This window comes from Paenibacillus sp. P22 (assembly GCF_000469945.2).
In the GTDB taxonomy this organism is placed as follows: Bacteria; Bacillota; Bacilli; order Paenibacillales; family Paenibacillaceae; genus Paenibacillus_O; species Paenibacillus_O humicus.
The window spans coordinates 1-20895 of record NZ_CBRA020000160.1 but is presented as its reverse complement, the minus strand read 5'-3'; the positions used below and the strand labels follow the sequence as shown (position 1 = coordinate 20895).

Annotated in this window: 16 protein-coding genes; 14 read left to right on the top strand and 2 right to left on the bottom strand. The window is 56.2% G+C overall.

The window, feature by feature from the left end; all coding sequences use genetic code 11:
* The first annotated feature begins 55 nt into the window (after window positions 1-55).
* Window positions 56-1813: a dynamin family protein gene (locus tag BN871_RS20085; RefSeq protein WP_332310238.1), complete on the top strand. Its 1758-nt coding sequence runs from the start codon at window positions 56-58 to the stop codon at window positions 1811-1813.
* Between the two features lie 212 nt (window positions 1814-2025).
* Here BN871_RS20085 and BN871_RS20080 read toward each other — a convergent pair whose 3' ends face one another.
* A complete protein-coding gene (locus BN871_RS20080) occupies window positions 2026-3051 on the bottom strand; it encodes a PepSY domain-containing protein (RefSeq protein ID WP_232313219.1) in 1026 nt (341 codons plus the stop codon).
* A 283-nt stretch (window positions 3052-3334) separates the two neighbouring features.
* Between BN871_RS20080 and bioB the strand changes: the two genes are divergently transcribed.
* From bioB to BN871_RS20050, 6 genes are all read left to right on the top strand, one after another.
* Window positions 3335-4351: a biotin synthase BioB gene (gene bioB / locus BN871_RS20075; protein ID WP_021879631.1), complete on the top strand. Its 1017-nt coding sequence runs from the start codon at window positions 3335-3337 to the stop codon at window positions 4349-4351.
* A gap of 425 nt (window positions 4352-4776) precedes the next feature.
* Window positions 4777-6141, top strand: a complete 1365-nt coding sequence (locus BN871_RS20070; protein WP_021879632.1) for a cytochrome ubiquinol oxidase subunit I — start codon at window positions 4777-4779, stop codon at window positions 6139-6141.
* Window positions 6138-7154 (top strand): cytochrome d ubiquinol oxidase subunit II, encoded by a 1017-nt coding sequence (locus tag BN871_RS20065; protein ID WP_048748511.1) that lies wholly within the window; start codon window positions 6138-6140, stop codon window positions 7152-7154. The genes BN871_RS20070 and BN871_RS20065 overlap by 4 nt, the downstream gene beginning before the upstream one ends.
* 49 nt (window positions 7155-7203) lie before the next feature.
* Entirely contained in the window at window positions 7204-9018 is a 1815-nt protein-coding gene (cydD, locus tag BN871_RS20060; protein ID WP_048748510.1) for a thiol reductant ABC exporter subunit CydD, read from the top strand.
* Window positions 9015-10742: a thiol reductant ABC exporter subunit CydC gene (gene cydC / locus BN871_RS20055; protein ID WP_021879634.1), complete on the top strand. Its 1728-nt coding sequence runs from the start codon at window positions 9015-9017 to the stop codon at window positions 10740-10742. Before cydD ends, cydC begins: the two co-directional genes overlap by 4 nt.
* A gap of 441 nt (window positions 10743-11183) precedes the next feature.
* Entirely contained in the window at window positions 11184-12356 is a 1173-nt protein-coding gene (locus tag BN871_RS20050) for an MFS transporter (RefSeq protein WP_048748509.1), read from the top strand.
* Here the strand turns inward: BN871_RS20050 and BN871_RS20045 are convergent.
* Window positions 12351-12899 (bottom strand): TetR/AcrR family transcriptional regulator, encoded by a 549-nt coding sequence (locus tag BN871_RS20045; protein ID WP_048748508.1) that lies wholly within the window; start codon window positions 12897-12899, stop codon window positions 12351-12353. The genes BN871_RS20050 and BN871_RS20045 overlap by 6 nt on opposite strands.
* 262 nt (window positions 12900-13161) lie before the next feature.
* Between BN871_RS20045 and BN871_RS20040 the strand changes: the two genes are divergently transcribed.
* The 7 genes from BN871_RS20040 to BN871_RS20010 all read left to right on the top strand — a co-directional run.
* Complete coding sequence (locus BN871_RS20040) at window positions 13162-14145, top strand: aldo/keto reductase (RefSeq protein WP_048748507.1); 984 nt, start codon at window positions 13162-13164, stop codon at window positions 14143-14145.
* A 76-nt stretch (window positions 14146-14221) separates the two neighbouring features.
* Entirely contained in the window at window positions 14222-15256 is a 1035-nt protein-coding gene (locus BN871_RS20035) for a zinc-binding dehydrogenase (protein WP_048748506.1), read from the top strand.
* Between the two features lie 422 nt (window positions 15257-15678).
* Window positions 15679-16518, top strand: coding sequence for a diaminopimelate epimerase (locus tag BN871_RS20030; protein ID WP_332310237.1), 840 nt, complete (start codon window positions 15679-15681; stop codon window positions 16516-16518).
* 18 nt (window positions 16519-16536) lie between these two features.
* The gene (locus BN871_RS20025) at window positions 16537-17364 is read left to right on the top strand and encodes an SAM-dependent methyltransferase (RefSeq protein WP_021877261.1); all 828 of its coding nucleotides are present in this window, start codon (window positions 16537-16539) and stop codon (window positions 17362-17364) included.
* The gene (locus tag BN871_RS20020; protein WP_048748505.1) at window positions 17361-18734 is read left to right on the top strand and encodes an opine metallophore biosynthesis dehydrogenase; all 1374 of its coding nucleotides are present in this window, start codon (window positions 17361-17363) and stop codon (window positions 18732-18734) included. The genes BN871_RS20025 and BN871_RS20020 overlap by 4 nt, the downstream gene beginning before the upstream one ends.
* Window positions 18731-20344: a staphylopine-dependent metal ABC transporter substrate-binding lipoprotein gene (gene cntA, locus BN871_RS20015; protein WP_021877263.1), complete on the top strand. Its 1614-nt coding sequence runs from the start codon at window positions 18731-18733 to the stop codon at window positions 20342-20344. Before BN871_RS20020 ends, cntA begins: the two co-directional genes overlap by 4 nt.
* A gap of 15 nt (window positions 20345-20359) precedes the next feature.
* Window positions 20360-20895, top strand: a 536-nt coding sequence (locus tag BN871_RS20010) for an ABC transporter permease (protein ID WP_048748504.1), incomplete at its 3' end; no start/stop codon positions are given.

The following is a 20895-nucleotide window of genomic DNA, read 5'->3' as shown; positions in this document are numbered from 1 at the left end:
GCCATACATATACAAGATTTCTCCGACGTCCGGGTCCTGAGCAAACAGCTTCACGATCGCGCTGTTCGGCGCCTTCAGCGCCGGCRAGTCCTCGCTCGCCAACGCCTTGATCGGCGAGCGCGCGCTGCCGGTATCGCCGAATCCGACGACGGCGGCGATCAACCGCATCCTCGCTCCGACGCCGGAGCAGCCGCATGGCACGGCCCGCGTTTCGATGAAGTCGCGGGATGATCTGCTCGACGATCTGCGCTACTCGCTGTCGCTGCTCGGCGAAGACGCTTCCGCCGCCGGCGAAGAGGAGCTGCTGCGCCGGATGGGAGCCTTGCAGCCCGACGGCGTCCACGCCGCCGGACGGCCGCATTACAGCTTTCTCAAAGCGGCGCTTGCCGGCTGGCCGGAGCTCTCGCCGCTGCTCGGACAGGAGCTGCGCGTCGGCGAGGAAGAATACAGGCGCTACGTAGCGGAAGAAAGCCGCTCCTGCTTCGTCCGCGAAATCGAGCTGTATTACAGCTCGCCGCTGACCGACCAGGGCATCGTGCTCGTGGACACCCCGGGGGCCGATTCCGTCAACGCCCGCCATACGGGAGTAGCGTTCAACTACATCAAAAATGCCGACGCGATCCTGTTCGTCACCTATTACAATCATGCCTTCTCGCAAGCCGACCGGCAGTTCCTGATGCAGCTGGGCAGGGTGAAGGACCAGTTCGAGCTCGACAAAATGTTCTTCCTCGTCAACGCGGCCGATCTGGCTTCCTCGGAAGGGGAGCTGAAGGACGTGCTCGGCCATGTGGAGAGCAATCTGCTGCAGCATGGCATCCGTTTCCCGCGGCTGTATCCGGTCTCGAGCCTGCTCGGCTTGCAGGGCAAGCAGTCCGGGGACAACGAGAAGCTGGAGCAATCCGGCCTTCCGGCCTTCGAGCGCAGCTTCCTCTCCTTCACGCGCGACGAGCTCGGCTCGCTGGCCGTGCAGGCGGCGGACATGGAGATCAGCCGCTCCGTCTCCGTCATCGACAGCTGGCTCGCCGCTGCCGAAGGCGATGCAGGCAGCCGGGCTGCTGAGCTCCGGCGGCTTCAGGAGCTTGAAGCCGAAGCGCGGCAGCTGCCGAGCGAAGCCCGCGAGAGCATGCCGGCCGCAGAGCTGGACAAGGAGCTGCAGGAGCTGTTCTATTACATCCAGCAGCGGATTCAGTACGGTTTCGGCGAGTTTTACCAATACGCCTTCAATCCTGCGAGCCTGCAGGACGACGGACGGGATTTGCGGCGCGCGGTATGGACCTCGTGGCTGGAGCTGCAGCGCATGCTGCAGATGGAGCTCTCCCAAGAGCTGCTGGCGACGACGCTTCGGCTGGAGAGCGCCGGCAACGCGCTCATCCGCAAGCGCTACGAGGAGAGCGCCGCGAAGCTCAAGGACCGTCTTCCCGGCTTCATGCCGGAACCGTTCGAAAGCATCGCCTTCCCGTCTCCGCCGGAGCCTTCCCCGTGGAAATGCGATTCCGTGGAGGCCAAATGGCTGTATGGAATGTTCCGCAACCCGCGGAGCTTCTTTGAGGGAGAAGGCAAGAAGAAGCTGCGCGACGAGCTGGAGGCGAAGCTTGGAGCATCCATCCGCGAATGGATGGATGCCGCCGGCCAAGACTGGAAGGCGGCCTATGCCTCCCGGCTTGCAACCGGCCTTGAAGAGGTCATGTCGGCTTTGTCGGAAGCCTTTATCCGATATTCCGACGGAACAAGGCTGTCGCTCCAGGACAACAGCGGCCTCGAATCGCTGCGCGAGATGCGCGGCGGATTGGATCGTCTGCAAGCTAGGACATGACCGCCATCTTTTTTTCCAGCACGGCCTCCAAAATGGAGGCCGTGCTTTTCTTTCCTCAGAGCAGCCAATCCAGGGCTATGCATCCATTCCTTCGGCAGAGCAGCCCATCCAAGGCCATGCTTCTTTATCTTCGCCAGCGAAGCCCAACCCTTGCCGTCCTTTCAGACCGGAGGTTCACAAATCAAATCATCTCCAAGCGAAGCCGGCTCCCGTCACACAAAGCAGGGCTGCCAGGCGGACGATACTCTATCGCCAAAGCCGTGAAACCCGGCTGAATCCGGCCTTCTATCACCCTCCGATTTATTCCGCTGCATGCATTCCGGTAAAGAACAAATTAATCCGTTTTCAACAAAAAGACTCTCTATAAGCTTATTTTGGAGCAAATGTGTCCTACGAGTGACAATAACGTGATTATTCGGAGAATACCCCATCTCCTTGGCGACGGTAATGGATTCCGGCTGCCCCGAAAAAAGGTATGCGTAGGGAGGTGTATTGGTATTGGTGGCGTTGGCCGCCCGATCGATCTGTCCGCCAAGGACGCCTGACCAAGGGAGTCCGGTCGCAATCAGGATGAGAATGAACAGGGACAGCCAGAATGCGGGTACGGCATGCAGATCACGCCAGAATGGACGGCTCCCCCGCTTGCCGAGCCTGGGCAGCACCGTTCCCCAGATGCTGAATCGGCCCCGCGGCCACCATAAATAGAGCCCTGTAACCGTGAGAACGATTCCCCAGCAAGCGGCCATTTCCACAAGACGGTTCGGCAGCGTTCCGCTCAGAAGCAGCTGGCTGTGCATCTTTTTGAAGAAGGAGGAGAAGGTTTTCTCGGCGTTCATCATCCCGTACACTTTTCCGTCATAGGGATCGGCATAAAGAACGGCCTGCGCCCCTTCATTCATGACCGAAAACGTTACCGTCGACTTCGCATCATCAGGCAGGGTAATGGACTGGATGCTCAGGCCCGGATGCTGCTGCTTGACGGCTGCCGAAAGCTGATCGGGCGAAAGCCTGGAAGCGCCGACTTCCCGAACGGTGAGCAGATCCTTGTAGAGATAACCTTCGATTTGCGGCTTGAACAGGTACATGGATCCGCTGAAAGCAAGAAGGATGAGAAACGGCGCAAAGATGATTCCGGCATAGAAATGCCATCTCCAGACGGTTTGATACAGGGCGGGAAGCAAGCCGCGATTGCCGCCCGTCCGGATGCTGCCCGTCGATGTCTGCAGCTCAGGCTCCATCTTCATCTGTATGAACAACCCCCATTCAATTAGGTCCTTATCGACCTTCATAAGTATAGGGAACCGGAACCTATTCAACATGACTCGAAGGGGTCATTTCGGCTGCAGCTTCTTTTGGGAGGGAACGCATCGGCCATTTGTGTTAACTTAAAAATGTTATGACAGGTTAACATTTCCTTTACAGGCTGCCGGTCCACTGATACAATGGCCTGGATCATTGTTAACCACATACCTTTTAATTAAGGTTAACAATAGAAGGATACGAACAGGGTGATCAAAGCGGATGGCTAGGACCGAGAAAAAGGATTGGAACCGATTTGCGGAAAAAGCGTTGAACGGAGAATGCCTGACGCTGGAGGAAGGACTTGCCCTTCTGGAGGCGGGGAATGATGAGATCCTATCGATTCTGCAGGCGGCTTTCACGGTGCGCAAGCATTTTTACGGAACGAAGGTCAAGCTCAACATGATCATCAATGCCAAGAGCGGCCTCTGTCCGGAGGACTGCGGCTACTGCTCGCAATCGATCGTATCGGCGGCCCCGATCGAAAAATACAAGCTGCTGGACAAGGACACGCTGCTTGCCGGCGCGCGCGAGGCGATGCAGCGCAAGGCCGGCACTTATTGTATCGTGGCATCGGGAAAAGGTCCGACCGATAAGGAGATCGGGCAGGTTGTCGAAGCGGTCAAAGAAATACGGGAAACGCTGCCGCTCAAAATCTGCGTCTGCCTCGGCATCCTGAAGGAAGGACAGGCGGAAAAGCTGGCGGATGCAGGGGTTCACCGGTACAACCACAATCTGAACACAAGCAAAGGAAACTTTCCGTCCATTACGTCGACACATACCTACGATCAGCGGATCGAGACAATCCTTGCGGCGAAGCGGAGCGGAATGTCTCCTTGCTCGGGAGTCATTGTCGGCATGGGCGAGACAAACAAAGAGATAGTGGAAATGGCTTATGCCCTTAGAGAGCTGGATGCGGATTCGATTCCGATCAATTTCCTGAACCCCATTCCGGGGACGCCTCTCGAAGGCTCGCAGCTGACGCCGGCCATGAAGGCTCTCAAGGTGCTGGCATTGTTCCGCTTCCTGTGCCCCTCCAAGGAAATCCGCATCGCGGGCGGCCGCGAGTTGAATCTGCGTTCCCTTCAGCCGTTTTCCCTATATGCGGCCAATTCGATTTTCGTAGGCGACTATTTGACGACGGCAGGTCAGGAGGCGATGGCCGACTATCAAATGATTGAAGACCTGGGCTTTGAGATCGAAGAGAATGCCCTCGGAACCGAGATGAATCCGGCGTGAACGAGGAAGGACGGTGCCTGGCCTGTCGGTTCGAGAAACCGTGGAGGATATCCTCCACGGCGTTTTTTTCGTCCGGTTTCAACGCTCCGAACAGGCTGGCATCAGCATATGTCAGCGGTCGAATCAATAGCCCGATCGAGCGGTTTTTTCATTTTTCACGCAGTTGTCGGAAAGAGTTGATCCTTTGTTGAACGTTTAAGGTCGAAGAAATGACAGGCATTGAATTGCAGCCAGACAACGGTACAATGAATTTAATCCTGCATGGCCAGTCGTCTTTGGACAGCTTTTCATCCACGGTTCCCGCCGGTCGGTCGCCAAGGCTGTCAATTCCCTGCAGCAAACAGAGATAAAAGCAAGGAAAGGATGGAAGCGTTTGTTCGCTTCATACTTTGTGAAAATATTCTCATACTCGGAGGCGATAAAGGTTGGCAGTAGACACGGTATTTTGGAGCAAGATGGTGACGGGCATGACGTTGGGGTTCCACGCCATTTTTGCGACGATTGGCGTCGGCATCCCGTTGATGATCGCAATCGCAGAGTTCATCGGAATCCGCAAGAAGGATCCTCACTACATCCTGATGGCCAAAAGATGGTCGCGAGGATTCATCATTTCGGTCGCTGTCGGTGTCGTAACCGGCACGGCGATTTCCCTGCAGCTGGCGCTGGTTTGGCCCCATTTCATGAAGCTGGCCGGCAATGTCATCGCTCTTCCGCTCTTCATGGAAGTGTTCGCATTCTTTTTTGAAGCGATCTTCCTCGGCATCTATTTGTACACATGGGATCGGTTCAAAAATCCGTATATCCACTGGCTGCTTACGATTCCGATCGTCGCCGGGGCAGGCATGTCCGCTGTATTCATTACAACGGTGAACGGATTCATGAACCAGCCCGGAGGCTTCGTCATGGAAGCGGGGCACTTCACGGCGGTCGATCCGGTGCAGGCGATGCTGAATACGGCGACGTTCTCCAAGGTTTTCCACGTCTTAAGCTCGGCCTACCTGACTGGAGCCGCCCTATTGGCCGGCATCGCAGCTTTTACGATGCTTAGAAAAGGCAGGAGCGCCTATCACAAAAAAGCCTTGAACCTCAGCATGGCGGCTGTCCTGCTGTTCGGCCTTCTCAACACGCTGGCCGGAGATGTATCGGCCAAGTTTTTGGCCGAGCATCAGCCGGAGAAGCTGGCAGCGGCAGAGTGGCATTTCGAGACGGAAAAAGGCGCGGATCTGATCCTGATGGGATGGCTCAACGCGGAGCATGAAATCATCGGAGCCATTCATCTGCCGAAGCTTCTCAGCTTCCTCGCTTTCGGAGACTTTAATGCCGAGGTGAAAGGCCTCGAGGAATTCCCTTTGGATGAGCGTCCGCCGCTTCTCGTTCATTACTTGTTCGATTTCATGGCCGGAATCGGATTCGCGCTGCTGGCAATAGCCTGCTTGTATTTCTTGTTCGTATTCTGGAAAAAACGCAACGAGCTCAACAAGTGGCTGCTCCGCATCCTGGCGCTGACCGCGCCGCTGTCATTTCTGGCCGTGGAGTTCGGCTGGCTGTATGCGGAGCTCGGGAGGCAGCCATGGATTATTCGAGGGTATATGCGTGTCGAAGAAGCAGCCACGACATCGCCAAGCGTACGATTGCTGTTTTTCCTTTTCCTCTTGTTGTACATCGCCTTAGCCGTCGTATGCGTGCTCGTGCTGCGCCGATTGTTCCATCATAAGCCGGCGGAAGCGGAGATGGAGACATGGATGAAAGAAAAGCGGGATTCATCCAAGGAAGGGGGCGAGAGGGCATGATCAGTTACGAGCTGATGGGCATCTCGGTGCTGTGGCTGTTTCTGTACGGCTATCTGATCGTTGCCTCCATTGATTTCGGAGCGGGCTTTTTTGCCTTTTATGCTCGATCGACCAAGCAGGATCACGTCATGAATCGTCTCATTTCCCGATATTTATCTCCGGTTTGGGAAATTACAAACGTATTTTTTGTCTTTTTCTATATCGGCATCGTCGGCTTTTTCCCCGATACGGCCTATTATTACGGCTCCGCGCTGCTTGTACCGGGAAGCATCGCCGTCATCCTGCTCGCCATTCGAGGCTCGTTTTACGCCTTTGAAAACTATGGCTCCAAAACGAACATCATTTATCTGTTTCTGTACGGAGCGACGGGGCTGCTGATTCCGGCTTCATTGTCGGTGGCTCTGACCGTGTCAGAAGGCGGCTTTATCTTGAAGGAGGCGGACGCCGTTTCTCTGGATTACTGGGCGCTGTTCACAAATCCGTTGTCCTGGAGCATCGTCGGCCTGGCGATCGTGTCCGTCTTGTTCATCAGCAGCTCTTTTCTGGCCTTTTACGCCTCGCGCGCAGAGGATCATTCCGCTCTGAAGCTGCTGCGGACCTATGCCCTGTTTTGGAGCACCCCGACGATCATTACCGCATTGACGGCGTTTATTTTTTTGGGCCAGCATAATGAGCGGCATTTTCAAAACATGATGGATTTATGGTGGCTGCTCGGGCTTTCCGTTGCCTTTTTCATGGTCGCTATGTGGCTTTTATATCAAGGACGCCGGTACGGTCTGGCTTTCATATGCATCATGCTGCAATTTTTCTCCGCCTTTTTCGCTTATGGAATCGGGCATTACCCGTATATCCTCGACCCGTACATCACGATTCAAGGCGGCGCTACCTCGCCGTCGATGGGATTTGCGCTTGTCGTCGCTTTCATTGGAGGCCTGTGCCTGCTGATTCCTTCGCTGGCTCTTGTCTTCAAGCTGTTCCTGTTCGATGCGGATTATGTCAAAGGGAAGAAATAAACCCGATGGTTCACATCCTTACAGGCCTTAGATCAAGGAGGAGAATGGTGTGAAGCGGAAAACGAGCCTGATGTCACAGCAAATGTCTGCGCAAAGAAAAAACATGGTTCTCCTTGCCGTCCTCTCGCTGGCGCTTGGCGCAGCCATAATCAGCCAGGCCGCATTGCTCGCGGAAGCCGTCCAACGGATTTTTGTGGAGAGAGCCTCCTTTTCATCGGTTGTCCTGCTGCTCGGCACGCTGCTGGCCGCGATGGCCGCGCGTACCCTGTTGTCATATGGGAACGGCAAGATCGGCCTGCGTATGGCCGCCGACGCCAAGCGGAACATGCGGGCAGCGGTGCTGCGTCATTTGACCCATGCTGACATGCCGTCGGCCCTTTCCGGCCAGACAGGAGGCAAGGTCAGCATTGCACTGGATGCCGTGGACGAGGCGGACAGCTATTTCAGCCAGTACATGCCGCGGATGATGGAAGCCGCCATGATCCCGCTCATGATTTTAGCCGTTGCGTTTTTCCAGCATGCAAATACCGGCTTCATCATGCTGCTTACCGCTCCGTTCATTCCGCTATTCATGATTCTGGTTGGACTGAAGACGAAGGCCAAATCGGAGCAGAAATATGAGCAGCTGGCCGAATTTTCCGGTACATTCCTGGATTCCCTGCAAGGACTCGTCACATTGAAGCTGTTTGGACGGACTCGCCGCCAGCAGCAGGAAATCGAACGCAGCAGCATCGGCTACAGGGATGCCACGATGGGCATTCTGCAGATCGCGTTTACGAACACCTTCATGCTGGAGTCGATCGTCATGCTGAGCATCGGCATTGTCGCATTGGAGCTGGCCCTTCAGCTGCTCGTTTTCGACTCTCTTGCTTTCCACACCGCTTTCTTTTTGCTGCTGCTCGTTCCGGAGTATTACAGCCTGCTGAAAAATACGGGAACGGCTTTTCACAGCGGCCGAACGAGCATGGGAGCGGTGCGCAAGGTCGACGAGATGCTTGCGGGGGCAAGCAGCAGAAGCGGTCTGGCCGATAGCGGGGAGGGGGCCGCCGCGAAAGCCGGAACCCAGGCGATGGCGAGTAAGGACGGATGCCGCGCAGCTCCTGCGGTTGGATCGGCACTGCCGCCGGCTCTTGAGCTGAACCATGTCCGATTCAGCTATGCGCCGGAATCTTTTGAGATCAAGACAGGCCGAATCGCGATCGGACCGGGAGAGCACACCGCCATTGTCGGCAAAAGCGGCTCCGGCAAAACGACGCTGCTGAATCTCCTGTCCGGCTTGTTGCACCCGGCATCCGGGGAGATTCTGGTAAACGGATGTCCTCTTGTCGAATATGATGAGGCCTCTTGGTTCAAGCATGTCAGCTATATTACGCAGCATCCGTATATTTTCGCCGGCACATTTGCTGAAAACATTGCGATTGGAGCCGGGCGCAGCGTATCCAGAACCGAAATAGAGCAGGCGGCGGAGGAAGCCGGACTTGCTGCGGTTGCCGCCCAGTTCGAGCAGGGCTTCGATACGCTGGTGGGAGAAGGTGGCAGGGGACTGTCCGGCGGGGAAAAGCAGCGGCTGGCCTTGGCAAGGGCCTTTTTAAAGCGGCCCGCGCTTATTTTGTTCGACGAACCTACCGTAGGGCTGGATCTGCATACCGAGCGTATCCTGCAGCGCTCGATAGCGGCGCTGGCCGAAACAGCGACGATGATTACGGTTGCTCACCGATTGCATACGATTCGGAATGCCGACAAGCTGCTGTTCATGGAAAATGGAGCGGTGGTGGATTCCGGAAGCCATGAAGAGCTTCTGAAGCGGCTCCCACCGTATGCCGAGATGGTTCGCGTCCAACGAAAAGGGGGCATGGCGGTATGAGCGGGCTGGCTATTCTGTCCAAGGCGATGATTCAGGAGCGCAAGGATATCTTCCTTTCGATTCTAGGCGGTTTTATCGCCGGCATTGCAGGCGTAGGCCTCTTTTCTGCAAGCGGATATCTGATCTCGCAGACGGTATTTGCGCCGCCGCTGTATACGCTGATCGTCCTCACCTCGCTGGTCAAGCTGCTCGGCCTCATCAGGGCGGCAAGCCGGTACGCTGAACGGCTGTATTCCCACCGGGCGACGTTCTCCATGCTGAGCCGGCTGCGAACCTCCTACTTTGCCAAGCTTATTCCTTTGACGCCCGGCTTGCTGAACAAAACCCGCAGCGGCGACCTGCTTTCCCGGATCGTCGGGGACGTGGAAAGCCTGCAGCATTATTTTTTGCGGGTCGCTTACCCGCCGATCATTGTCGTCATGGTTTTTTTGGCCACGATGCTGTTCACCTCGGCCTTTTCCTTCTGGATGGCGTGTCTGTTCGTGTTCGGAATGCTGGCGACGGCACTGGCGGTGCCGGGAATCGTCTTGCTGGGCCAGCGGAGGATCCATGGACGCGTCCGCCGGCAGCGGGCGTTGTTATCGGCGGAAGTAACGGAAGTCTTGTACGGCTTCCGGGATTTGAAGCTGTACGGACAATTGGCGCAGAGGGAGCAGCAGCTTCAGGAAGCTTCCGCTGCCCTGGCAGCCGAGCAGCGGCGAGCGGCGGGACATTTGCTGCGCGGCCAGCTCATGCATGCTTTTGTTACGTATCTGATTACTTGGGGCGTGCTGGCGCTCGGGGCCTATTTGATCCAGAATGGATCGCTTGCCGGCGTTTTCCTGGCGATGCTGGTGATGGCCTCGCTCACCGTGTTTGAAGAAGCGGCGGCCATGTCGGTATTGCCCGCCTATAAGCAGGATAGCGAGCATGCAGCCGGACGGCTCACGGAGACGCTGAAGCCGCCAGCTGAGCCCGCAGCGCAGCCATGCCGGTCGTTGTCTGCCGCTCATGCCGTTTCAATGGAGCTGTCGGCCGTTTCGTTTTACTATGAAGGGGAGCGGCGGCCTGCGCTGAGGGATATTTCCCTGCATTTTCCGCCCGGGTCCAAAACGGCCATTGTCGGGCCGAGCGGATCGGGAAAGTCTACGATCGTCGACATGCTGCTGAAGCTGCGTCCGCCGACGGCCGGCGAGATAAAGATGGGCGGCGTTCCGCTGACGGAACTGGAGGAGACGGGCATTTGGCAAGGGGCGAATGTCGTGCTGCAGCAAGGCCATTTCTTTCGGGGCACGATCCGGGACAACCTGCTGCTGGATGGAGACGGCTATGAAGACGGGCAATTGACGGATATGCTCGCCAAGATGCACTTGCAGCATGTATCGCTGACCGATAGGGTAGTTGAAAAAGGGGAGAATCTGTCGGATGGAGAGAAGCAGCGGCTTGCTCTGGCGCGGGCGATGCTCCGCAAAGGCCGGTTGTGGCTTCTGGACGAACCGACGTCATCGCTGGACGATGTAACCGAACAGCGCGTCATGAGGCATCTCTTCGAACAGGCTGCGGACGATACGCTTCTCCTGATCTGTCATCGGCTTGCCGGTTTGGAGGCGATGGACCGTATTGTCGTTCTGGACCAAGGCAGAATCGTGGAAACGGGTACTTTTGCGGAATTGATGGAGCAGAAGGGCTATTTGTACGAGATGAAGCAAATCGAGCTGCAGCTGATCGGAGAAGCTGGAGAGTGACGCGCTTTCGGTGGAGGTGTTTTCGATAGGCATGCTGTTCCAGATGCAGAACAGGCTAGGATCTGCGCTCGGGGTGGCCGTCATCGGCAGCGTGCAGCAGCGGCAATTCTCAAAGCGGTATCGCCATGAATGCAATCCATAAGAGCAGTCGGTCATTTTGACCGGCTGTTTTTTTATTGCATTCATAGTCCTCACCCATGCTTGGCCAACAAATCCGGCCGATTTCGCCATCCACTTTTGCCAGGGGTACGATCCACCATGTTTTCTCGGATAATCGACTCCTTCCGGCTTGATGTTGAATTCTCAACATAACCCGATCTTTTATTCATTGTATTTGAATGCCCGGCTACTATAATGAACATATGTTTATAAAGCAATTAAAATCGATAATTGTTCATATGTTGGATAACTGTTTGGTTGCTGAAAGAAGGAGACAAACTCATGGCTAGAAAAAAACAGTTGGTATTGATGCTATTGACGATAGGCGTTTTCGGCATCTTGAATACGGAAATGGGCATCGTCGGGATTTTGCCTTCGATTGCGGACCACTTTCACGTCAGCATAGCAAAGGCAGGGCTGCTAGTAAGTCTTTTTGCACTTGCTGTTGCCATATCCGGACCGATACTTCCGTTGCTGTTTTCGGGCTTCAATCGCAAAAAAGTACTGCTGCTTGTACTGGGCGTATTCGTTCTTGGCAACATTGTCTCCATCTTCGCTTCAAGCTTTGCCGTTTTATTGCTTGCCCGTGTTATTCCAGCCTTTTTGCATCCTGTGTATGTCTCCATAGCATTAACGGCAGCAGCAGCATCCGTCCCCAAGGAAGAAGCGCCAAAGGCAATTTCAATCGTATTCATGGGCGTCACGGGGGGAATGGTGCTTGGATCGCCAATCTCCAGCTATATAGCCAGTTCAGCTTCAATCGAAATGGCCATGCTGTATTTTACGATCGTGAATGTAATTGCATTTATTGCGATCCTATTTGTGCCCTCCATGCCTGTTGAGGAAAAGCTCTCCTATGGGTCTCAGCTGAATGCATTGAAACGGTCCTTTACTTGGCTGTCCATTGCGGCCGTCATTTTTATAAATGCCGCCATGTATGGAGTCAGCAGCTACCTTGCTGTCTATCTTGCAGCCATTACCCATATTCCGGGGAAAACGATCAGCTTCATGTTATTCGTATTCGGAGGGGCAAGTATAATGGGCAACATCTTGGCTGGCAGGCTGCTTACAAAAAGCACCGCCAAATCGGTCGTATCTTTCCCTTTTGTATTGGCAGCTGTCTACCTTCTGTTCATTATGATGGGAAGGCTTGCCGTACCTATGGCCCTCATTATGTTTGTCTTTGGAATCGCAGTGGCTGTAGGAAACAATATTTCCCAATACTGCATTGCATCTGCAGCTCCTGAAGCCCCCGAATTCTCAAATGGTCTGTTTTTGGCATCCGGGAACATCGGAGTAACCATCGGGACAACTGCAGGGGGATGGCTGATCACAGGCATGGGTACGCCGTATGTAATCGCGGGTGGATTCCTGTTTTTGAGCTTGAGCCTGATATTTATCCTCCTAAGAAACCGCATCGGTCAACCAGCAGGATTCCAATCGGATCGGCTATAAGCTTCTTTCCAGCAAGGCTCCAACTTGCTTGGCCATGACTTGCGGCGGATAGGGCATTTTATTGCGGATCCACCATTCAATAACCCCCACATAAGCAGTTCCGGCATATTGCAGCATGACATCTTCGATTAAATCCTTGTTTTTTCCGCTTTCGTGTTCGATTTCACCCTTGAATCCTTCCATAAAAGAATCAAGAAGACGGGTTCTAAACGAAGAGGGGGCTTCTTTGCCGGCTAGCATCGTTGAAAAGAGCAAATAATTCTTCTCAAAGTACTCAAAATAAGGCACCAGAGCATCGGCCCAGTCCAGCTTGCATGCCCACGTATCGATCTCCTTTAATTCATCGATGTGTGCTTCAATGACTTTATCCAAGAGATCATATTTATCCTGATAATGAAGATAGATGGTGCCGCGGTTCACGTTGGCCCGATCGGCAATATCCTGAATGGTGATGGCATCGAAGTTTTTAACCGCCATCAGTTCTATAACCGCTTTTTTCAACGAGTCCTGCGTTTTCAAAATTCTTCGATCTACTTTTGCCATCTGTCTATTCTCCCTGTGCAGTGAATTTAATAAACAAAACGGGATAATCTGTTGTGAACTCGACAAATCCGTTTGATTTAACCCTTGTATTCCGCTTCCATGCTCCTATAATAATAGACATAAGTTGAATAAACAACTTATATGGTTTAATGAAAGACGTTTAGGATTCTTTTCGAAGGGGATTTATGCTTTAAGCTTCCTGTTTTAAAGCAAGTTCGAAGACTTGATATACAAATTCAAGGAAAGGAAGGAAAGGGATCGGATGAAGAAAAGAAGATTGGGAACGAACGGTTTGGAAACCTCCGTGCTTGGATTCGGATGCATGGGATTGAACTATCATCGGGGTCCGGCAAAAGATCGCAGCGAAATGATTCGTGTCGTGCATTCCGCTTTCGATGCCGGCATTACCATGTATGATACCGCAGAGGTTTATGGGCCTTACACCAATGAAGAGCTTGTCGGCGAAGCGCTTGCAGGCCAACGAAGCAAGGTGCAGATAGCGACAAAAGGCGGCCTTAAGATCACGGGTTCGTCCAATGAGCCTGACAGCCGGCCGGAATCCATCATCTCCTCGGTTGAAGGGTCTTTGAAACGATTGCGTACGGATTACATCGATCTCTATTATATCCATCGTGTAGATCCGAATGTACCCATTGAAGAAGTGGCGCTGACGATGCAGCAGCTGAAAAAAGACGGGAAGATCCTCCATTGGGGGTTGTCGGAGGCGAGTGCGGAAACCATCCGCCGCGCCCACGGCGTTGAGCCGCTGGCGGCAGTGGAGAGCGAGTATTCAATCTGGTGGCGGGAAGTAGAGAACAGCATATTCCCCGCGCTCGAACAATTGGGCATTGGCTTGGTTGCCTACAGTCCTCTTGGACGGGGATTTCTCACCGGAAAAATAGACAAGAATGCCTCTTTTTCCGAGAATGACAACCGAGGGGAGCTTCCCCGGTTTGCCAAGGATGCCATGGAGGCGAATCAAACGATCGTCGATTTTTTGAATAAAGTGGCCGAACAGAAGCAAGCAACCCCCGCCCAAATAGCACTTGCGTGGATTCTGTCCCAGAAGCCCTTTATTGTGCCCATTCCGGGGACGACAACTGTCAGCCGAATTTCAGAAAATGCCGCATCTGCTGAAATCGTCTTTACGGAGCGGGAGATGCTGCAGATCAATGAAGAAATCGCCAGCATCCAAATTGTCGGCGACCGTTATCCGGAAGCAGAAAAGAGAAGGACCGGCAAATAAGCATTGAACTGCGGGTGATTGCCGACCGCTCCAATCCAAACAAAAAGATTTAGTGAAAAAGGGGTTGAATCAGGATATGAAAGCAAATGTGATGTATGCTGCTGGCGATGTCCGTGTCGTAGAAGCGCCCGTTCCGACCTTGCAAAAGCCGACGGATGCCATTTTGAAAGTGGTTGCCGCCTGCATTTGCGGAAGCGATCTGCATCCTTATCACAGCATGCATGCCCATGAGCATGGAGAAGGCGAAGCGATGGGGCATGAAGTGATTGGGACCATTGAAGAAATGGGATCGCAGGTTGCCGGATTCAAAAAAGGGGATTTGGTTGTCGTTCCTTTCGCTTATGGCGACCTTACCTGTCCATTTTGCCAGGAAGGCTTGATGACTTCATGCGTACACGGCGGGTTTATGACCGGCTGCCAGGCGGAGTTTGTTCGAGTGCCTCAAGCACAGGGAAGCATGTTCAAGCTGCCTGACGAAATCGATGAGAGCTCTCCCTTGCTGCCCTCCCTGCTGACATTGTCGGATGTATACGGAACGGGTTATCATGCGGCGCTGAAGGGAGGAGTGAATGAACATACGACGGTGACGGTTATCGGCGATGGAGCCGTCGGTCTTCTTGCCGTCCTGTCGGCGAAGAAGCTCGGCGCCAAGAAGATCATTCTCATGGGCCGCCACAAGGTACGGACGGATCTGGGCCTTGAATTTGGCGCCACGGATGTTGTTCCTGAACGCGGAGAAGAAGGTGTGGCGAAGGTTCGGGAGATGACGAACGGGGAAGGCACTCATGTCGTGCTTGAATGTGTCGGACTCATGCCTGCTTATGAGATGAGCATAGGAGTCGTGCGGGCTGGCGGAGTCATAAGCCGGGTCGGCGTGCCTCAGTATGACGATGCTCCCGTTGGCTTTGCCAGTCTTTTTGGACGCAATATAACGCTTACGGGGGGGCCGGCGCCAACGCGTGTTTATATGGAGGAGTTATTGCCCGACATCCTGAACGGAACCATTGAGCCTGGGCGAGTATTTGATGCAACCGTTGACCTGGATGGGGTTCCGGACGGTTATCGCGCCATGGACAAGCGTGAAGCGCTCAAAGTATTGATTAGACCCTGATAGCTCAATTATGAAGCAAAGGCAGCCGGTCCTTACGATCGGTTGCTTTTTTTTTGCTGCCCGTATGGCCCGGTGCCGAAAACATTTCTATGAGGAGAACCTTTTGAAGGAACCCTTTGAATGTTCACCTATGTGCCTCGTGCTTCATGGAATTGAAAGCTGAAAAATGGAGGCCCGACAGGACTAGATACGCGATTGGAGGAATAGGTTGAAAACAAAAATTGTTGGAGGAAGGTTGTTTCGGCAGAATCGGGGGGGCATTAGGCGAGGCGCGGGGCAACGGCCTCCTTTTTTCGCCTCATCCCGTTCGGGAGCTGGAATGGACTGACAGAAATGTGTTGACGCAACCGGGTACTCTAGCTATTATTAGTAATTATTACGTATTTATTAGTAATAATTACTATCAAACCGGAGGAGAGGCGATGAACCTCGAAGTTGAATTCGTCAAGCTCAATCCGACTCAGAACATGACCGTTCTCGTCAACACGCCGCTTCCGCAGGAAGCTCATGCAGCGGTCGCATCCCGCATGATGGCCTATGACAATGTGTTCGCCGAGCAGGTGGGCTTCATCGAGAAGCCGCGACAGTGCTCTGCATCCGCCCGCCTGAGCATGGCCGGGGGAGAGTTCTGCGGCAACGCCTGCATGGCGCTGGCGGCGTTGATCGCCGAGGACAGCGGGCTGCCCCCGGGAAAGGTCATGACGGTGGAGCTGGAGGCTTCAGGCGCCGAACGGCTGGTCCGCTGCGAGGCGAGCCGCGCGGAGGATCGCTTCCGCTGCCAGGTGGAGATGCCGCTTCCCCGGCGCATCGAGACCAAATCGATCACGCTCGGCGGAGAGGCCCGCAGCGTCGGGCTGGTATGCTATGCCGAGTCTACGCATCTGGTGCTCGAGGTCGAGTCCTTCTCCGAATCGATTCGTACCGAGGCTTGCGAGCTGGCGCGGCTGCTCGGAGCGATGCTCGACGATCGACTGATCGGCATCATGCTGTACCGTCCGGGAGTGTCGGAGATGCAGCCCTTGATCTATATTCCTTCCCTCGACAGCCTCGTCTGGGAACGCGGCTGCGGCTCGGGGTCCGCCTCTGTCGGAGCTTACTTGTGCTGGAAGAAAGGACGCTCCGTTTCGCTTTCGCTTCGACAGCCCGGCGGCACGATCGCGGTCGAGGCGGAGAGCGAAGGGGGGGAGCATCAGGAGGCTGAACATAGCCGGGCTCGTCAATATCGTCGCCCGCGGCACGGCTTACATAACGGCTTGACGTAAGGAAAGGAGAGAAAACGATTGATCGTATGGACTGATTTTCACCGGACGCTGTCCGAATACGCCGACGGCTTCGCTTCACTGGCAGCTGCTTATGACGGGACGGCCGGCTCCTCGGCCGAGCTTGAGGCGGTCATCGACCGCTACTCCTCTCTCATTCTGGAGCCGCGCAACACGCTTATGTGGGAGGAGCTCATACGCCGGGAGCCGGAGGAAACGGAGCGGCTGGCCTATCGGCTGCGGGAGCGTTCGGCGCTCTGCGTAGCGCTGATGGAAAAATACCGCGCACTCAAGCTGCTGGAAGGCGCAGAGAATGACAGCGGTTATTTCCGCAACATCGAGGCCTGCATCGAGGAGGAGTTCGGCAGCTTCACGGTAACGCCGGAGTCCAGGGTGCTGATGGTCGGCTCCGGCTCGTTCCCGATGACGCCGCTGCTGATTGCCCGCCGCACAGGAGCCCAGGTCGTCGGCATCGACATCGACCCGGAGGCGGTCGAGCTCGGCCGCAAGGTCGTGAGCAGACTCGGACCGGAACTCCCGATCCGGCTGGAGGCAAGCTCGGTCGAACAATTGGACGGGCTCAGCACGGTGACCCATATCATCTTCAGTTCCACGGTCCCCGTCAAATACGAGCTGCTCGAACGGCTGCATCCGCTCACCGGAGAACAGACCGTTGTGGCCATGCGTTATGGGGGCGGCTTGAAATCGCTGTTCAATTATCCGATCCGCCAGGCTGCGGACAGCCGCTGGCGGCTGGCAGAAAGCCTGCTGAAGCCGGGGCGGATTTTCGACATCGCCTTGTACCGCAAGGCTGCCGTGAGTCATCAGCTGGACGGGGGTGCGCGATGAGCGCGCTCGGGGACTCGCTGATTCTCGGTACGGGACCTGCGGCCGTTCAGCTGGCCGTGCTGCTGCGCAGGCAGCTGTCCATCCGGGTCGGCATTGCGGGGAGAAGCTCGCCCCGCTCGAGATCCTTCTTTGCCGCTCTCGCCCAGGGGGATGGAGCGCTGGTCGCGGACGTTCAGAATGCGGCCCACCGGGAGCTGGGTGGAACATGCATGCTCGATGCCTGGCACGAGGGCTACGACCGCATCGAGGGCGAGTGGCCGACGCTCGTGCTGGCCGTGACGGCGGACGCCTATGTCCCGGTGCTGGAGCAGCTGCCGCCGTCCGTGCTGAAGGCTGCCCGCTGCCTCGTGCTCGTCTCGCCGACCTTCGGCTCGGGCAGTCTCGTCGGCCAGCTGCTGCAGAGGCTGCAGCCCGCTGCACGGCCCGAGGTCGTCAGCTTTTCGACTTACCTGGGCGATACCCGCTGGCCGGATGGCCGGCCCGGCTCCCGCGCCGTGACGACAGGCGTGAAGCGCAAGGTATTCATCGGCTCCTCATGCGGCCGCTCGTCGGCAGTCATGGAGGAGCTGCAGGGAGCCTGCGCCCGTTCCGGCATCGCGATGGAGGCGCTGGAATCGCCTCTTGCCGCCGAAACGCGGAACATCTCGCTGTATGTGCATCCGCCGCTGTTCATGAACGAATTTGCGCTTGAGGCGGTGTTCTCCCTGGAATCTGACCGAGTTCAGACCTATGTATACAAGCTGTATCCGGAAGGGCCGATAACGCCGTCCCTGATCCGCGACATGCGCTCCTGCTGGCTGGAGATCAGCGCCATCGTTCAAGCGATAGGACTGCGGCCGATCAACCTGCTCCGGTTCATGACGGAGGAGTGTTACCCGGTACGTCCGCAAAGCCTCTCGAGCGAAGAGCTGGAGCGCTTTCCGGAGCTGGATGCCGTGCATCAGCAGTATTTGCTGTACATTCGTTATGCCTCGCTGCTGATCGATCCCTTCTCCGAGCCGGATGGGCAAGGACGCTATTTCGATTTTTCGGCGGTTCCCATCCGCAGCCTGGCCGTGAACGACGAGGGCCGATGGGAGGTGCCGCGCATGCCCAAGGAGGATTACTACCGGACGGCCATCCTGCAGGGCATCGCCCGGCGGCTCGGCGTTCCGACTCCGACGATCGATCGGCTGCTCGGCCTGTACGAGAGCCGGCTCGCCCAGGCGAGAGCGCAGCTTGCTGCCCAAGCTCTCTCGGAGGCGTTTTATCCGGGCGGCCATGAAGCCGAGCTGGAGCTGATCGTCCGCGGCCTGCCGGACAGGTCGCGCTTATTCTTTGATCCAATTTCAGGCGCTTCGGCGCCCATCCAGGAGGAAGAAATCCATTGAAGCATTCGAGAAACGCCCTATCCGCCATCTTCATCCTATTCCTGATTTTCTCCTCCGGCTGCTCCGACAGCGGGAACGAGCCTGCTGCTGAAGCGGCGAAGCAAGGCCAAGCACGGGAAATCATCTATGCTTCTTCCAAGGACATCAACGACATGAATCCTCATCTGTATTCCGGCTCGATGCCTGCGCAGGGCATGATCTACGAATCTCTCGTCGAAAAGACCGAAGACGGCATCAAGCCGCTGCTCGCGGAATCCTGGGACATCTCCGAGGACGGCATGAGCTATACGTTCCATCTGCGGCATGGCGTGACGTTCCATGACGGATCTCCGTTCAACGCGGAAGCGGTGAAAGTGAACATCGACGCCGTGCAGGCCAATGCCGAACGCCATGCCTGGATCAAGCTGTCGACCAAGATCAAGGAAGTCCGCGCAACGGATGAGTATACGGTTCAGCTCCTGCTCGACGAGCCCTATTATCCAACGCTGCTGGAGCTGTCGATGACCCGTCCGTATGTGTTCCTCTCGCCGAAAGACTTCATCAACGGGCAGACCAAGGACGGCGTCGCCGGCTACGACGGCACCGGCCCGTATCGTCTTGCCGACCAGAAGCCGGAGCAGTATGCCGTGTTCGAGGCCAACGAGTCCTATTGGGGCGGCGCGCCGCAGGTCAAGCGGATTACCGCGAAAGTGCTGCCATCGGGAGAAACGACGCTGCTGGCGCTGCAAAAAGGAGAAGTGAACTTCATCTTCACCGACGACCGCGGCGCGGACGGCGTGGACGTCGAGGCGATGCAGAGCCTTGTGGACAGCGGACGGTACCAGCTGCTTCGCAGCAAGCCGATGAACACGAAGATGATTGCCGCCAACAGCAGCAGCACAGGTCCGGTGCATGAAAGAGCGGTGCGCCTAGCCTTATGGCATGCCGTCGATCGCGAGACGATCGCCGGACAGATTCTTCATGGGGCCGAATCGCCGGCAGACAGCCTGTTCTCGGGCAATGTGGAATATGCCGACATCCCGCTGGCCAAGCGCGGCTACGATCTGAAGCATGCGGCCGAGCTGCTGGAGGACGCCGGCTGGAAGCTGGAGAACGGAGGCGAGACGCGTGTGAAGAATGGCAGGCAGCTCGCGCTCAAGCTCTATTACGATGCCGCCTCCTCCTCGCAAAAAACGGAAGCCGAGCTGATTCAGAGCGCCGCCAAAACGATCGGCATGAAGCTGGAGCTGATCGGCGAGCAGTCCTCCTCTGTCGCGGCACGCCGGGCCTCAGGCGATTATGACCTGCTGTTCAACCAGACCTGGGGGCTTGCCTACGATCCACAGAGCACGGTTTCCGCCTTTACGGCGGAGTCCTCTTACGCCCGTACGACCGGCGGCATCGAAGGGGTGGAGGAGTTGTACGCCAAGATCGGAAAGGTAACCGGCACCAGGGATGAGGAGAAGCGCAAGGCCCTGTACAAGGAGATTCTGACAACGGTGCATGACGAGGCCGTATTCATTCCGATTACGCATGGCAGCATGGCGGTGCTCGCCCCGAACGACCTGGAGGGCGTTGCGTTCAAGCAGACGCAATTCGAGCTTCCGTTCGAGCTTATGCACTTCAAGTAGAAGGAGGAGGCACGCATGATCCGATATGCGGCACGCAGGCTGCTGACAGCAGTCCCGCTGCTTCTTGTCATCTCGTTCCTGGCGTTCCTGCTGCAACAGCTCGCTCCGGTCGATCCCGCAGAGGCGGTCCTTCACGCGCAGGGCGTGCCGCAAGTGACGTCGGAGCTGATAGCCCAGAAAAAAGCGGAGCTCGGCCTGGACCGGCCGCTATTGCGGCAATACGCTTCCTGGCTGGCCTCCAGCGTGCAGCTGGATTTCGGCCTCTCTTATGTGACCGGCAAGCCGGTCTGGAGCCTGCTTGGCCCTGCCTTCATGCATACGCTGCAGCTGACGGCGGTTTCGGCGGCTGCGATCATCCTGCTGTCTGTCGCGCTCGGCGTCTACTGCGCCCTGCGCGAGGACGCCTGGCCGGACAGGGCTACCCGAGGCGCAGCCTTCCTGCTGACCGCGATGCCTCCGTACTGGCTGGCTGCCTGGCTCGTCTGGCTGTTCTCGGTCAAGCTGGATCTGCTGCCGACTAGCGGCATGGACTCGGCCGCCAGCTTCGTGCT